Origin of the sequence: Streptomyces sp. CC0208, assembly GCF_003443735.1 — a bacterium.
Classification (GTDB): Bacteria; Actinomycetota; Actinomycetes; order Streptomycetales; family Streptomycetaceae; genus Streptomyces; species Streptomyces sviceus.
This window is the reverse complement of record NZ_CP031969.1, coordinates 3430004-3444211: the sequence shown is the minus strand read 5'-3', so window position 1 is coordinate 3444211 and position 14208 is coordinate 3430004. Positions and strand designations below refer to the sequence as shown.

Below are 14208 nucleotides of genomic sequence, written 5' to 3'. Positions count from 1 at the left end.
CTCAGTTCGTACGGATGACGATGGACGAGCAGACCTTGTCGGCGAACGTCTGGCGCTTGGCGTCCCAGGCCGGCCACAGCCAGCCGAGGTAGCACGCGAGGCTGTCCAGGAAGTGCGCGAGACGGCGCACGAAGGCCATGCCGACACCGAGGGGCTGCCCGTCGCTCTCCCGCACCAGACGGATGCCGAGCGCCTTCTTGCCGAGCGTCTGGCCGTTCTTGCCCTCGATGATCAGCTGGTAGATCGCGAGACCGAGGAGCGCGAGGCCGCCGATCACCGACAGGATCGCCGTCTTGGCGTTGGCGCCGACGATGACCAGGATGTACGGAACCGCGAACACGAGCATGTCGACCAGGGTGCCCAGGAAGCGCTGGCCCCAGTTCGCGTACGGCGGCTGGGCGCCGTAGCCCGGCTGCTGCGGGTAGCCGTAGGCGGAGGCCGGGACCTGCGGGGCCTGCGGGTAGCCGTAGCCGGGCTGCTGCGGGTATCCCTGCTGCTGGGGGTAGCCCTGCTGCGGCGGCACACCAGGCGGGGCCTGCTGCGGGTAGCCGTAACCGGGCTGCTGCGACTGCGGAGGCTGCTGGGGATAGCCGTAGCCGGGCTGCTGCGGCGGCTGCTGGGGGTTCTGCGGGTTCTGCGGCTTTTCGTAAGGGTTGTTGGGCGAGCCGAAACTCATGGCGATCCTCCGTCGGCCGAGCTGGGGACAATGCGGACTGCGCGGAGGAACGTCATGGTATGAGCGGTCTGCCCCCCGAACATCAACCGCGATACTGCGCCAGACATCGTTCTAGGCAGGTGTGTTGTTGTCCAGACCCATTCGGTAGGTGTTGTGCAAGTGCAACCTCGCCGATCTTGGACGGGGCCCTGGTGGAACCCGGATTGGAACCGGGGCCGGGTCATCCGGGAGGATGGGGTCATGACCGCCCAGATTCTCGATGGCAAGGCCACCGCAGCCGCGATCAAGTCCGATCTGACCGCCCGCGTGGCGGCGCTGAAGGAGAAGGGCGTCACGCCCGGCCTCGGCACGATCCTCGTCGGGAGCGACCCCGGCAGCCAGAAGTACGTCGCCGGCAAGCACCGGGACTGCGCGGAGGTCGGCATCGCCTCCATCCAGCGTGAACTGCCCGAGACGGCCACCCAGGAGGAGATCGAGGCGGTCGTCCGCGAACTGAACGACGACCCGGCGTGCACCGGTTACATCGTCCAGCTGCCGCTGCCGAAGGGCATCGACGAGAACCGCATCCTGGAGCTCATGGACCCGGACAAGGACGCGGACGGGCTGCACCCGATGAACCTCGGCCGCCTCGTCCTCAACGAGCCGGCGCCGCTGCCCTGCACCCCCAACGGCGTCCTGACCCTGCTCCGTCGCTACGGCGTCGAGATCAAGGGCGCCGAGGTGGTGGTCGTCGGCCGTGGCGTGACGATCGGGCGCCCCATGCCGCTGCTGCTCACCCGGCGCAGTGAGAACGCGACGGTGACCCAGTGCCACACCGGCACCCGTGACCTGTCCTCGCACCTCAAGCGCGCAGACATCATCGTCGCCGCCGCCGGTTCGGCCCACCTGATCCGCCCCGAGGACGTGAAGCCGGGCGCCGCCGTCCTCGACGTCGGCGTCTCCCGCAACGCCGAGGGCCGGATCGTCGGCGACGTCCACCCCGGCGTCGCCGAGGTCGCCGGCTTCATCTCCCCGAACCCGGGCGGCGTCGGCCCGATGACCCGCGCCCAGCTGCTCGTCAACGTGGTCGAGGCGGCGGAGCGCAGTGTCGGCTGAGGCACGGGGCCCCGAGAAGCGGGGAGCGACGACGGGGGCCACCGCGGGGGCCCCCGCCGGGCGGGACTCCCAGGAGGCGGACACCTCGTCGGCGGGGGCACGGAAGCCGGATGCGGAGCCGGCAGAGGCGCAGGGTTCTACGGAGTCGGCCGGGGCGCGGAAGCCGGCTGATGAGTCGGCTGAGGCGCGCGGGCATCGGAAGCTCGGTGCGGAGGACGCCGGGTCCCAGGGGCCGGCGGCTGTGGCGCGGGGTTCTCAGGAGGTGGGTGTGGGGTCGGCTGCGTCGGGTGAGTCCCGTAGGGCGCGCGCTTCCTCGGGCGAGGCTGGTGGGGTCGACGTCGCGCCGGACGCCAGCGCGCAGGACGAGCTCGTCGTGCGGGATCCGATCAGTGCGCCCGACATCGACGGGCGGCCGCGGCGGGCGACACGGCGGTTTCCGCTGTTCACCAGGGACACCGCGCGGCCCGAGGGCGGTGGCCGCGCCGCGCCGCGGGACGCTCCGGCGCCCGCCCGGCAGTGGCCGGTGCTCACCGTGCTGGCCGTGGTGGGACTCGGCCTGCTGCTGACCGCCCTCGACCAGTTCCGCTACGGCACCCTGCTCATCGGTATCGCCCTGCTCGCCGGTGCGGTGCTGCGCTGGCTGCTGCCAGGCGTCGGCATGCTCGCCGTCCGCTCCCGTTTCACCGACATCGCCACCTACGGCGTGCTCGGCACCGCGATCGTCCTGCTGGCGATGATGGTGCAGCCGCACCCGTGGCTGGAGATCCCCTTCCTCAAGGACACCCTGCACTTCACGGTCAGCAGCAGCTGACCCGATGTGGCACGGACGGCGGTCCGCCCCCACCCCCGATGAGGGACGGGCCGTCGTCACGCTCCAGCCTCCCGCGCTGCGAACCGCCTGTTCAACCGCTGTCCGTTCGCTGTGGCACAGCGGTGACGGTTCCGGCACGGTGTGCCCGACCTGCCACAGCCGGCCCCGGACCAGGAACCGATCAGGCCTGTGACGTCGTCAATTGCCGGGAAGCAGGTAGGACGCCGCGGAGGTGGACGATGAGTGGCTGGCAGGCGCTGCCCGACGATCTGCCGCCGGAGGTGCGGCACTTCGTGGAGCAGCTACGGCAGCTCAAGGACCGTACGGGGCTCAGCCTCGTCGCGCTCGGCGCCCGCACCGCGTACAGCAAGTCCTCCTGGCACCGCTATCTCAACGCCACCCAGCCCCGGAACTGGCGGTCGAGGCCTGGCCCCGGCCGGCGGCGGAATCCGCACGAGCCGCCGAGGGCGAGAAGGGCGAGGAGAGCGAACGGTACGAGGACGATCCGACGCTGCCGTGGTGGGACGAGCCTGCCAAGGAGCGCGCGAGCGGCATGAACCGGCTCCTGCTGGCCGCCGCGCTGCTGCTCGTCCTCGTCCTGCTGCTCGGGTTGGCCGGTGCCGTGGCCTCTGGGTGATCCGGTGACTTCCGTGGCGGCCGTTATTTCCGGTGTGTTCCACCTGTGACGATGTATCGACAAGTTTGCGTATTTGATATGGAGCTGTTCGACCGCACGGCTAACGTGTCGAACTTGCGGATGCTCCCGTGCGCCCCCGCCCGGGGAGCTGAGATCCTTGGGGCGCGGGGAAGAGCGGGGAACAGCCAGCACCGACCGGGGGGAAAGAGGGGGAGCAATGCCTCGTTGGAGGGCCTTGCCGGATGAACTGGATCCGCAGGTCAGGGAGTTCGCGAGCCAGCTGCGGCGGCTCGTGGACCGCAGCGGCCTGAGTATCGCGGCCGTCGCCGACCGCACGGGTTACAGCAAGACGTCCTGGGACCGTTATCTCAACGGCCGGCTGCTCGCGCCGAAGGGTGCGATCGTCGCCCTGGCCGAGGTCACCGGCACCAATCCCGTCCACCTGACCACGATGTGGGAGCTCGCCGAACGCGCCTGGAGCCGTTCGGAGATGCGCCACGACATGACCATGGAGGCCATCCGGATCTCCCAGGCGCGAGCCGCGCTCGGCGAGTTCGGCGCCCCGCCCGCGAAGGCGAAGGGCGGCAAGGCGGCCCGCAGGGGCGGCAGCGCGACGGCGACGCCGGGTGTGGCGGGACCGGCCGGAGTCGCACCTACGGTGCCGCCCCAGCCGACTGCTCCGGAAGCCGACAGCCTGGAGGCGCGCGGAGGCTCCTCGGGCGGGAACTCCTGGGGTGTGGCCGGCTACCAGGGGCCGGCGCAGCCCGCCGCGGGACGTACGGCCGCGGCGGCGCCCGTCTCCACCGGCGGTCCGGGATGGACACCGGGGGCGCCCGGGCCGTACGACGAGCCGCAGGACGCCCGTCCCGGGGACGGGGCCTCCGGCGGCTCCGGAGGCCCCGGCAGCTCCGGCGGTTCCGGCGGTTCCGGCGGTTCCGGCACGGGGAAGCGGCGGCTGACGATGTTCCTCGCGGGAGTCGTCGGGGTGCTGGTCGTGGTCGCCGCCGTGTTCTTCCTGACCGACCCGGGCGGGGACAAGAAGAACCAGGCCGAGAAGTCGCCGTCGCCGTCCGCGAGTACGACCGTCTCGCTGCCCGCCGGGGTGAAGTGCAGCGGCCAGGGGTGCACCGGGAAGGACGCCGAGGCCATGGGGTGCAGCGGGAACCTGGTGACGACCGCCAGGACCGCGACGGTGGGGGCGACCGTGGTGGAGGTGCGCTACAGCGAGACCTGCGGGGCGGCCTGGGGGCGGGTCACCCAGGCGGGGCAGGGGGACAAGGTCGAGGTGAGCGCCGGCAAGGCGGTCGAGCGGAGCGGGAGCATCACGGAGGCCGGGGACACGATCGCCTACACGCCGATGGTCGCCGTGAAGGACGCGGGCGAGGCGAAGGCGTGCGTGACGCTGGCTTCCGGGCAGCGGGGGTGCACGGGCTGAACGAGGGCCGCCCGCGCCCCGGGAGGGTGAATCCCCGCGGGATGTGCATGAGCCCGTGAAACCGGGGCACGCGAACCCGTACCCCCACGGGAGTCCGGAAACGGTACCCCCATACGGCGGCCGCCACCGTCCCCCCTCTCCCGGACGGGCGGCCGCCTTTTCTGTCGGGTCAGCGGTGTGTGGGCTGGGCCACACGGGGCCGGACGTCCGGGATCCCGGATGCGCGATAGCCTGACCGCTGGAGATCTCTTGATGCCGAGAGATCGATCAAACGTCCGGGGCAGGGACGCCCCACCGCCAGCTGTCATACGGAGAACGCCATGACCCGCACTCCCGTGAACGTCACCGTCACCGGCGCGGCCGGCCAGATCGGTTACGCCCTGCTCTTCCGCATCGCCTCCGGCCAGCTGCTCGGCGCGGACGTGCCGGTCAAGCTTCGCCTCCTGGAGATCACCCCGGCGCTCAAGGCCGCCGAGGGCACCGCCATGGAGCTCGACGACTGCGCCTTCCCGCTGCTCCAGGGCATCGACATCACCGACGACCCGAACGTCGCCTTCGACGGCACCAACGTCGGTCTGCTCGTCGGCGCCCGTCCCCGCACCAAGGGCATGGAGCGCGGTGACCTCCTGGAGGCCAACGGCGGCATCTTCAAGCCGCAGGGCAAGGCCATCAACGACCACGCCGCGGACGACGTCAAGATCCTGGTCGTCGGCAACCCGGCGAACACCAACGCGCTGATCGCCCAGGCCGCCGCCCCGGACGTACCGGCCGAGCGCTTCACCGCGATGACCCGCCTCGACCACAACCGCGCGCTGACCCAGCTGGCGAAGAAGACGGGCACCTCGGTCGCCGACATCAAGCGGCTGACCATCTGGGGCAACCACTCCGCCACCCAGTACCCGGACATCTTCCACGCCACGGTCGCCGGCAAGAACGCCGCCGAGACCGTGAACGACGAGAAGTGGCTGGCCGAGGACTTCATCCCGACCGTCGCCAAGCGCGGCGCCGCGATCATCGAGGCCCGTGGCGCGTCCTCCGCCGCCTCGGCCGCCAACGCCGCCATCGACCACGTGTACACGTGGGTCAACGGCACCGCGGACGGTGACTGGGCCTCCATGGGCATCCCGTCGGACGGCTCCTACGGCGTCCCGGAGGGCCTGATCTCCTCCTTCCCCGTCACCACCAAGGACGGCGTGTACGAGATCGTCCAGGGCCTGGAGATCAACGAGTTCTCCCGCGCCCGTATCGACGCCTCCGTGAAGGAGCTGGAGGAGGAGCGCGAGGCGGTCCGCGCGCTCGGCCTCATCTGAGTTTTCTCCACAGCTCTGTCACGAGCCTGCACGGGCCCTGTTCCGGTTCCCTCCGGAACGGGGCCCGTGGCCGTTTTTCGCCCTACGGTCGAAGCCTTGCCCGGTGGGGTGATTCGGGGGGTTCGCGATGAACGGCTGGAACGGCCACAGCTCCGGTTCCGGAGCGGGACACGGGCCGAGCGAGGAGAGCGGCCGGTCGGCCTGGAGCTCGGGGGAGACCGGGGCCGCTCCGCCCTGGGCCGCCGCGGAGACGCAGACCTCGTTCGCGCCGCCCTGGGCGACGGCCCGCACTCAGGCTTCGCCCGTCCCGCCCTGGACCCCGGTGACGCCGGCTGCCCCGGGTCCCGCGCACGCGCCCCATCGGGTCCTGCGGGTGCTGGCCGCCCTCGCGGTGGCCGTCCTGGTCGGGGTCTCGGTCGGCGTCGGTGTCTGGTGGCTGCTCCGGGACACCTCCCTCGGATCCGGTACCCGCACGGGCGCCGGTCCGGTGCCGGGCGTCACGGCGCCCTCGTCCCCGTCGCCCTCCGCTTCCCCCGCCTCGCGATACCGCAGGGTCCAGGACCCCGTCGGCTACTCCGTCGACGTCCCCCGGGGCTGGACCCGCACCGAGAAGCAGGGCCGGTTCGCTCCTGTCGTCGTCTACGACGCTCCCGCCGACGGCCGCCGGCTCCAGGTCTTCCGGATCGCGGAGGACACCCCGGCCCAGTCCCTCGACCTGGCCGAGAAGGACCCCGGCTACGGCTTCGCCCGCCAGCCCGGTTACCAGGTCCTCGACCGCGCCATGGGCACCACCTGGGCCGAACTCGCCTACCGCTACGACGACTCGGGCCTCGGCGCCCGCCAGGTCGTCGACCACCGCTTCCAGGCCGCCGACGGCACGCTCTACGCGATCCGCGCGACCGGACCCGCCTCCCTCACACCCGCCCTGGTGCGCGAGCCGCTCACCAGGGCGCTGGCCTCCTTCTGTCCGGCGGACACGGAGTGCCGCTGAGCCGGTGGCCTTCACCGGAGAGGGCACGGCGGGCGGTGCCGGGCAGCGCGTGAACGCCCCCTCGGGTCCGCCGACCCGCACCTGCCGACCCACCGCGACGCCGCGCGCCGACGCCGCTCCCGATCCCGGTCCCGCGTCGCCCAGGAGACACAGCCCGACCGCACCGGGTGCCTCCTGGCCCGCCTGCGCACGTACGGCCGAGGGGCGGCGCTCTGCTCCCCGGGTCGTCGGACCTCGGGACCGGTGGCGGTGTCGCCCTCGACGCCCGCGCGGAGCATCAGCAGGCCGAAGACCGGGTTCAGAAAAGAGGGCACGGCGGCTCCTCGGGTCAACTGGGAAGCAGACTGGGGTGGTTGGACCGCCCCTTCAGTGACGGGCCGAACGCGATAGTACTCGTTCCCGATTGAACGCGATAGTACGCGATTTTCCGGATCGGTCGCGGTGCCCGAGGACCACGACCGCCGTGCACACCAGCACCAGCACGGCAACCGTGCGCAGCGCCGGGCCCATGCCGTGCGAGAGGTCGGGGTGGGAGGCCAGCACCGTGCCGGTGACGGCGACCCCGAGGGCCGCTCCGATTTCGCGGGCCGAGGTGCCGAGACCCGAGGCGAGGCCCGCCCGGTGCGGCGGGAGCGCGGTGGCGACACCCAGAGTGAGCGCGGGCATGGACAGTCCGGTACCGGCCGAGACGACCAGCAGCCAGCAGGCGTACAGCGGGTAGGGCGTCCCGGCGTCCACGGTGGACACGCCCAGCAGGCCGAGGCCGATGAGGGCGAGACCGGTCGCGATGACGGGCAGGGGGCGCCCGGCCCAGCGTGCGGCCAGCCTCGGCAGTGCCGCCATGCCCACGATGAGCGGCAGGATCGCCATCCCGGTGACGGCGGGGCCGTAGCCCTTCACGCCTTGCAGGTACTGGGAGTTGACATAGAAGAGGGAGAACAGGCCGAAGAAGCCGGTCGCCAGGCCGAGAGTGGTCGAGCGCAGCCGGGGCGAGGCGAAGACGCGCGGGTCGAACAGCGGGGTGCGGGAGCGCAGGGAGTGGGCGGTGAAGGCGGTCACGAGGGCCGCGCCGGCCGCGAAGGCGGTCAGGATGCGCGGTGAGGTCCAGCCGTGCACCGGGCCCTCGATGATGCCGAAGAGGACGGCCACCAGGCCCGCCGTGAGCAGCAGGGTGCCGAGCGGGTCGAGGCGGTGCTGCGGGGCGCGTTCCGTGCGCGGGGTGGTGAGGGCGACGGTGACGGCGAGGAGCGCGGCGAGCGGGACCATGAGCGCGAACAGGGCCCGCCAGGTGAGGAACTGGCCCACGAGGCCGCCGCCCAGGTTGCCCAGCATGCCGCCGAGACCGATCGCCAGGGTCCAGGAGGCCATCGCCCGGGCCCGTCCCCCGGGACCCGCGAGGCGCAGCAGAATCGACATGGTGGCCGGGGTGATCAGCGCGGCCCCGGCCCCGGAGACGCCCCGGCCCGCGATCAGAAGCGCCGGGCCCTGCGCGAGGGCGCTGGTGGCGGCACCCGCGGCGAAGAGGCCGAGGCCCGCGAGCAGGGCGCCCTTCTGGCCGTGGCGGTCGCCGAGGGCGCCGGCCGGGACGAGGAGGGAGGCGAAGACGATGACGTACGTGTCGACGGTCCACAGGATCTCGGTGGACGAGGGGTGCAGCGAGGACGAACTCAGCTGCGGGATCAGCAGGTTGATGGCGGCGACCATGCTCTGGGCGACGAGGACGCAGGCGCACAGGGCGAGGAGGGTGGAGCGTTTCAGGGCGTGCGGGGGCATGGCTCCTCCGGGGAGCGGGGCGTCGGTGTGGATGCCCTGTCACCGTAGGCTCGGGGGGTCCTGCACTCCAGTGCAAGTTATGCAAGGGGTCGATGCGTGTGACGCAACTGGATCTGAATCTGCTGGTCGCCCTGGACGTGCTGCTCGAGGAGCAGAGCGTGGGCGGCGCGGCCCGGCGGCTCCATCTCTCCGAGCCCGCGATGTCCCGCACCCTGGGCCGGATCCGCAAGGCGCTCGGTGATCCCGTGCTGGTGCGCGCCGGGCGGCAGATGGTGCCGACCCCGCACGCGCTGGCCGTACGGGCCGAGGTGAGCGCGGTGGTGGAGCGGGCGCGGGCGCTGTTCACCCAGGGGCGGGACGTCGATCTGCGCACGGTGGAGCGCACGTTCACGGTCCTCGGGTCCGACACCATCGCGGCGGCCTGCGGTGCGGCGCTCTTCGTGCGGACCGCCGCGGAGGCGCCGGGGGTGCGCCTGCGGTTCCTGGCCGAGAGTCATGTGGACGCCCCGTTCCTGCGCGAGGGCACCGCCGACCTGGAGATCGGCGCCGTCGGCGTCGCGGCCCCCGAGGTGCACGTGGAGACCCTCCTAGAGGACCGCATGGTGGGGGTCGTACGGGCCGGGCACCCCTTGCTGGAAGGCGAGTTGACGGCCGAGCGGTTCGCGACGGCGGCCGGTCACCTGAGCGTGTCCCGGCGGGGCAGGCTGCGCGGGCCGGTTGACGAGGCGCTCGCCGAACTGGGCCTGGAGCGCCAAGTGGTGGGGGCGGTCGGGACCTTCCCCTCCTCCCTGTTCGTGATCCGGGACACCGACCTGGTCGGTCTGATCAGTTCCTGGGCGCTGCCGCTGGCCGCCGCGCTGGATCTGGTCACCTTCGACGTGCCGCTGCGACTGCCGCCGCTGCGGCTGGGGCTGGCCTGGCATCCGCGGCACGACGCCGACCCGGCGCACGCGTGGCTGCGGCGGACGGTGCGGGAACTGCTCACCCAGTGGTCGGGCGGTCAGCTCGCCGGGCCGGACAGCCGCTTCTCGAACCAGTGGTCGCCGTAGACGTGATCGGCGTAGGGCGGGATCTCCGTGTAACCGCCCGACCGGTACATCGCCTGCGCCTCGGTGAGGGACGCGTGGGTGTCGAGCCGCAGGACCGTGAAGCCGCGGGCGGCGGCCTCCCGCTCCAGGGCGGTGAGGAGACGTCGAGCCAGGCCCAGGCGGCGGGCGTCCGGGTGCACCCACACATGGCGGAGCTCGCCGACCCGCGGCTCCAGCCGGCGCAGCGCGCCGCAGCCCACGGGACGGCCCTCCTCGTACGCCACGAAAAACGCGCCCGCCTCCCCGGAGACCTCCTCGGGGCGCACCAGGTCGGACCTGTCGAAGCCCTCCGGGAAGCGGGCGTCGATGTCGGCGGCGTAGGCGTCGAGGCAGGCGCGGGCGTCGGGGGCGGCGCCGTCGACCGGGGCCACGGTGATGGCGGCCAGGCGCAGCAGGCGCTGGGCGGTGCTCATCGCCTCGGTGAGCCGGTCGCGCTGGGCCGTGGTGAGTCCGTCGAGCAGTCCGGCGGCGAGGGCGTCGGCGCGGCGGTTCTGCTCCTTGAGCTCGGTCCGTCCGGCGCGGGTCAGCTCGACCATGCGCAGCCGGCTGTCGTCCGGGTGGACGCTGATCCGGACCAGGCCCTGGGCCTGGAGGGTCTTCGCCATCCTGCTCAGATATCCGGCGTCCAGTCCGAGCCGGGTCCTGAGCTCGCGCAGCGAGACCCCCTCGCCGATCTCGAACAGCAGCCGCGCCTCGCCGAGCGGGCGGTCCTGGCCGAGGTAGTGGTCGTCCAGGGCCCCGATACGGCGGGTGAAGTAGCGGTTGAAGCGGCGGAACTCCGCCACGTGCTGTGCCGACACCGGATCCATAATCTTTGACTTTAGTCAAAGGATCGCGCCGGCGTCCATACATCGGGCATTCCGGTTTCCTGTCCCCACCCGCACCTCTATGCTGATGGTTTGTCAACAAGTGACGTGAGCAAGGCCTTTGCACGCATCGGGGGAGTCGTGTGACTACTACATCTGTGCCTCGGCAGCCGCAGTCCGCACCACCGGGCCCGGCCACGCCGCCGCACGCCAGTGAGGCCACCCGGCTGCTCTGCGCGGGCACCTATCTGGATTCCGGTTACCGGGACCGGGTCATCGAGCAGCTCCACCTGAACGAACAGCGGATCGTGGCGCCCTCGCTCGGCCTCGACGCGGCCCGGGTGCTCGCGCACGCGTTGCGGGCCCGGCGCCAGGAGCTGCTGTGGGCCGGGCTGATCCTGGGCCTGTGGGTGATCGGGCTGCCCCTGACCGGCGGACTGCTGTTCGCGTTCCTCGGCCCCAGCCTGCTGCTCGCGGCCGCCTCCTGGGTCCGGGGCAAGGGCGCGAACCCGCCGCTGTACCGGCGGCTGCCGGCCTTCGTCATGCGCTGGTGGGGACGTCTGATCTTCGGGACGTTCCTCGTCCTGGCCCTCGTCGTCGCGTTCGGCGGAGGCGACGACGACTCGTCGTCCTACGGCGGCTCGGGGTCCTTCGGCGACTCGTACGGCTACGGCGATTCGTACGGCTCCTACGGCGACTCGTCCAGCCCGTCCGATCTGCTGTTCCCCGACTTCGACGGGGTCAGCGGGCTGATCGGGCCGCTCCAGGCCTGGCTGGTGATCGTCATCTTCGCGTTGATCGCGGTGTGCGTGGCCGCGCAGCGCGGCCAGTTCGCCCGGGCGGTCGGCGCCGAACTTTCCCCGCAGCGCTTCCCGGACGCGGCCGGCGACCCCGCCGAGCGCGCCGAGGGCCAGCGGTTCCAGCGGCTGAAGCAGCGCATCCGGATCGAGCAGCACGCCCCGCTGGTCATGTACCACGAGAAGCGCCCCTTCTGCGGCGCCGGACTCGCCTACGAGACCTGGGTGCTCGCCGTCGAGCTGCGGCCCGACGAGACGAAGAAGGAACAGCTGCCGCTGAACAACCGCGCGATCCTGGAGAAGATCCGCCCGCTGCTCGAACAGCTGCGGCTGCCCTCCGAGTTCGCCGGGCACACGGTCCGCGACCGGCTGCGCTGGATGGAGATCGACGAGTGCGTGTTCCTGCCCGCCGAGGGGCTGCGCCGGCGTGAAGAGGCGCCGTACCACCCGCAGGCCTTCGAGGACCACCGGGCGCGCGCGGTCGAGGAGGGCGCCGAGAAGCGGCGGCACTTCCTGCGGATCCGGGTCGGCGGCTGGGAGGAGGAGCTGGTCGTCACGGTCTTCGTGCGCGTCCACACCCAGGGCCGGATGCTCATGCTGGAGATCGCCCCGCATGTGCTGCTGCCGGTGCGCGAGGACTTCAAGGACGCCGACCGCACGGCCCACACCTACCGGCACAACAACGCGCTCGGCAAGGCGGCCTGGGCGGTGGCCCGGGTGCCCGGCTCCGCGGCCCGCTCCCTCGTCACCCTCGGCAGGGGCGTGGCCTACGCGTGGAAGCTGCTGACCGGCGGCTACGCGGGCGCGCTGCCCGACGGTCCGGCGCTGTCGGTGCGGGAGCTCGGTTCGGCGGACGAGGGGTCCCTCTTCCAGGACATGGACGCCTACCGCTATCTCAGGAGCGTGCAGGACCGGGTCGCGCAGGGCGTGCTGACGGCGCTTGCCGAATCCGGCTACCAGACCGGCGAGTTCGTCCAGAAGATCGTCAACATCAACAACGGCGTGCATGTCGAGGGCGGTGTCCACGGCAGCACGTTCGCGGCCGGCGCGCACGCCTCCGCGTTCTCCGCCACCGGTGGCGCGGGGACCACGTCACAGAAGGGAACCAGCGCCCATGGCAACGGATGAACCAGGCGTCAGCATCAGCGGCGGTGTCCACGGCAGCACCTTCGCGATCGGCAGCCACGCGCACGCCGAGAGTCACCACGGTACGGCGCCCCGGCGGGACGAGACCGCCGAGGCGCTCCTGACCGCCGTACGGGAACTCCGCGAGGACCTCACGCGGCTGCGCGCCACCGACGAGACGGCCGCGCTGGACACCGCGCTGGCCGAGACGGAGGAGGAGATCGTCACCACGGGGCAGGCGGGGCCGACCCGCCGGGAGCGCCTGCGGGCCCTGCTGGACGACTCGCAGGCGCTGGTCGGCCTGGTCGCGTCGGCGGGGGCGGTGGCCGGACTGCTGGGGTTGTGAGGGCGTACGGTGCCGGTCTGCGAAGGACGCGGTGAGCCGTCCCGCCCGGCACGGGGGCGAACGGGGGTCGCGGTGAGTGGGAAGGGGACGCCATGAGCGGGGGAGTGCGGTACTGGAACGAGGAGACGCAGCGGTGGGAGGACGGGGACGGGACCCGGACGGTGACCGGCCCCCTCACTCCGCCGCCACCGTCCCGGCCGGACGCGATGCCGTCCGCCGACGGGACCGCCGCTTCCTCCGCGGGGTCCGCCGCGCCCGTGTGGCCGCCGGCGGCCGGGACGGAGACGGTTCCTGACGCCGGCGGTTCCGCGGGGTCCGGCTCCGCGGAACCGCCGGCGTCCGGCTCCGCGGAACCGCAGGCGCCTTCCGCGCCCGCCTCGCCGCCCCCGCCCGCCCCTTCCGCCGGCTGGCCGGGTGCCGGAGGCGGCAGCACCTGGCACGGGCCCGGCGATCCCGGTGCCCCCGGTGGCGGCTGGTCCTCCGTCGAGCAGCTCGGCGGCGGATCCGCCCCGTCGGCCGAGTGGTCGGGGGCCGCCTGGTCGACCGCCGGTCAGCCGGCCGTCACCGAGCCTCCCGCCGGGAGAGACCGCCGGCTCCTGTGGTCCGCGCTCGCCGGAATTGCCGCCGTCGGTGTCACCGTGACCCTGGTGCTGACGCTGGTCGTCGGCGGCGGGGACGAGGACGACAAGGCCGGCGGCGCGAGCCCGACGCCCACGGGAGCCGTCTCGCAGCAGAGCGGCCCCGACGGGTCACCGCCTCCCTCGACCCCCTCGCCGACCGAGGACACGGCGTCCCCGCTCGCCTCGACGCCCCAACTCCCCGACGGATACGAGCTGTACGAGGACGAGGAGCACTTCCGTATCGCCCGGCCCACGGGCTGGGCACGCACCACCGTGGCGTCCCAGTACGGCATCGACGTGGTCAACTACCGCAGCCCGGACGGCGAACGCCGGCTGCAGGTGTACCAGGTCGCGGAGGAGTCCCCGGAGGCATCCTTCGCGCTGTACCTCTCCGCCGACACCCGCAAGCCGGACGGCTTCGAGAAGCTGGACCTCCGGCCCGTCGAGGCGGACGGGTTCACCGGCGAACGGCTGGAGTACCGGGCCGACTCCCTCGGCGGTGAACCGGACATCGGCCCCTGGCACGTCTACGACGAGCGGTTCGTCGCTCAGGACGGCCAAATCTACGCAATTGCCGCATACGGCCCGGACAGCGACGGCGGCCAGGACGAACTGGAACTCCTGACCACCGCTCTCTCCGGTTTCTGTGCGCCCTACGCCTGCGACGCGGCGTCGATCGACTGAACCGACGCCAGGCC

General features: G+C 72.5%; 12 protein-coding genes and 1 pseudogene. 10 read left to right on the top strand and 3 right to left on the bottom strand.

What is annotated here, in order from left to right; translation table 11 throughout:
* Position 1: 1 nt before the first annotated feature.
* The gene (locus tag D1369_RS15535; RefSeq protein ID WP_007384187.1) at positions 2-676 is read right to left on the bottom strand and encodes an RDD family protein; all 675 of its coding nucleotides are present in this window, start codon (positions 674-676) and stop codon (positions 2-4) included.
* Positions 677-916: 240 nt separating this feature from the next.
* Between D1369_RS15535 and D1369_RS15530 the strand changes: the two genes are divergently transcribed.
* From D1369_RS15530 to D1369_RS15505, 6 genes and pseudogenes are all read left to right on the top strand, one after another.
* Complete coding sequence (locus D1369_RS15530; protein WP_007384188.1) at positions 917-1771, top strand: bifunctional methylenetetrahydrofolate dehydrogenase/methenyltetrahydrofolate cyclohydrolase; 855 nt, start codon at positions 917-919, stop codon at positions 1769-1771.
* Positions 1772-2012: 241 nt separating this feature from the next.
* Complete coding sequence (locus tag D1369_RS15525) at positions 2013-2582, top strand: DUF3017 domain-containing protein (RefSeq protein ID WP_007384189.1); 570 nt, start codon at positions 2013-2015, stop codon at positions 2580-2582.
* Positions 2583-2821: 239 nt separating this feature from the next.
* Positions 2822-3219 (top strand): annotated as a pseudogene (locus D1369_RS15520) (helix-turn-helix transcriptional regulator).
* A gap of 235 nt (positions 3220-3454) precedes the next feature.
* The gene (locus tag D1369_RS15515) at positions 3455-4654 is read left to right on the top strand and encodes an XRE family transcriptional regulator (protein ID WP_118082490.1); all 1200 of its coding nucleotides are present in this window, start codon (positions 3455-3457) and stop codon (positions 4652-4654) included.
* A gap of 320 nt (positions 4655-4974) precedes the next feature.
* Entirely contained in the window at positions 4975-5964 is a 990-nt protein-coding gene (locus D1369_RS15510; RefSeq protein WP_007384191.1) for a malate dehydrogenase, read from the top strand.
* A 127-nt stretch (positions 5965-6091) separates the two neighbouring features.
* A complete protein-coding gene (locus D1369_RS15505; protein WP_118082489.1) occupies positions 6092-6955 on the top strand; it encodes a hypothetical protein in 864 nt (287 codons plus the stop codon).
* 366 nt (positions 6956-7321) lie between these two features.
* On the opposite strand, the gene D1369_RS15500 is transcribed toward D1369_RS15505, so the two are convergent.
* On the bottom strand, positions 7322-8728 hold the full coding sequence (locus D1369_RS15500) for an MFS transporter (RefSeq protein ID WP_118082488.1): 1407 nt from the start codon (positions 8726-8728) through the stop codon (positions 7322-7324).
* A 92-nt stretch (positions 8729-8820) separates the two neighbouring features.
* Here D1369_RS15500 and D1369_RS15495 point away from each other — a divergent pair, with 92 nt between their 5' ends.
* Positions 8821-9777, top strand: coding sequence for a LysR family transcriptional regulator (locus D1369_RS15495; protein ID WP_007384195.1), 957 nt, complete (start codon positions 8821-8823; stop codon positions 9775-9777).
* Here D1369_RS15495 and D1369_RS15490 read toward each other — a convergent pair.
* Positions 9729-10625 carry a bifunctional helix-turn-helix transcriptional regulator/GNAT family N-acetyltransferase gene (locus tag D1369_RS15490; protein ID WP_037901203.1) on the bottom strand — a complete coding sequence of 299 codons (897 nt, stop codon included), beginning with the start codon at positions 10623-10625 and terminating at the stop codon, positions 9729-9731. The two genes, D1369_RS15495 and D1369_RS15490, sit on opposite strands and share 49 nt — an antisense overlap.
* Positions 10626-10765: 140 nt before the next feature.
* Between D1369_RS15490 and D1369_RS15485 the strand changes: the two genes are divergently transcribed.
* The 3 genes from D1369_RS15485 to D1369_RS15475 all read left to right on the top strand — a co-directional run bounded on the left by D1369_RS15485 (position 10766) and on the right by D1369_RS15475 (position 14194).
* Positions 10766-12547 carry a hypothetical protein gene (locus D1369_RS15485; RefSeq protein ID WP_007384197.1) on the top strand — a complete coding sequence of 594 codons (1782 nt, stop codon included), beginning with the start codon at positions 10766-10768 and terminating at the stop codon, positions 12545-12547.
* Positions 12534-12890: a hypothetical protein gene (locus D1369_RS15480; RefSeq protein WP_037901205.1), complete on the top strand. Its 357-nt coding sequence runs from the start codon at positions 12534-12536 to the stop codon at positions 12888-12890. The genes D1369_RS15485 and D1369_RS15480 overlap by 14 nt, the downstream gene beginning before the upstream one ends.
* A gap of 92 nt (positions 12891-12982) precedes the next feature.
* Positions 12983-14194, top strand: coding sequence for a hypothetical protein (locus tag D1369_RS15475; protein ID WP_237557662.1), 1212 nt, complete (start codon positions 12983-12985; stop codon positions 14192-14194).
* Positions 14195-14208: the final 14 nt, after the last annotated feature.

Bases quoted from the DNA above. Each gene is read 5' to 3' on its own strand.
- D1369_RS15480 (WP_037901205.1), top strand. From the start codon at position 12,534: ATGGCAACGGATGAACCAGGCGTCAGCATCAGCGGCGGTGTCCACGGC.
- D1369_RS15475 (WP_237557662.1), top strand. From the start codon at position 12,983: ATGAGCGGGGGAGTGCGGTACTGGAACGAGGAGACGCAGCGGTGGGAG.
- D1369_RS15510 (WP_007384191.1), top strand. From the start codon at position 4,975: ATGACCCGCACTCCCGTGAACGTCACCGTCACCGGCGCGGCCGGCCAG.
- D1369_RS15495 (WP_007384195.1), top strand. From the start codon at position 8,821: ATGCGTGTGACGCAACTGGATCTGAATCTGCTGGTCGCCCTGGACGTG.
- D1369_RS15490 (WP_037901203.1), bottom strand. From the start codon at position 10,625: ATGGATCCGGTGTCGGCACAGCACGTGGCGGAGTTCCGCCGCTTCAAC.
- D1369_RS15505 (WP_118082489.1), top strand. From the start codon at position 6,092: ATGAACGGCTGGAACGGCCACAGCTCCGGTTCCGGAGCGGGACACGGG.
- D1369_RS15530 (WP_007384188.1), top strand. From the start codon at position 917: ATGACCGCCCAGATTCTCGATGGCAAGGCCACCGCAGCCGCGATCAAG.
- D1369_RS15535 (WP_007384187.1), bottom strand. From the start codon at position 676: ATGAGTTTCGGCTCGCCCAACAACCCTTACGAAAAGCCGCAGAACCCG.
- D1369_RS15500 (WP_118082488.1), bottom strand. From the start codon at position 8,728: ATGCCCCCGCACGCCCTGAAACGCTCCACCCTCCTCGCCCTGTGCGCC.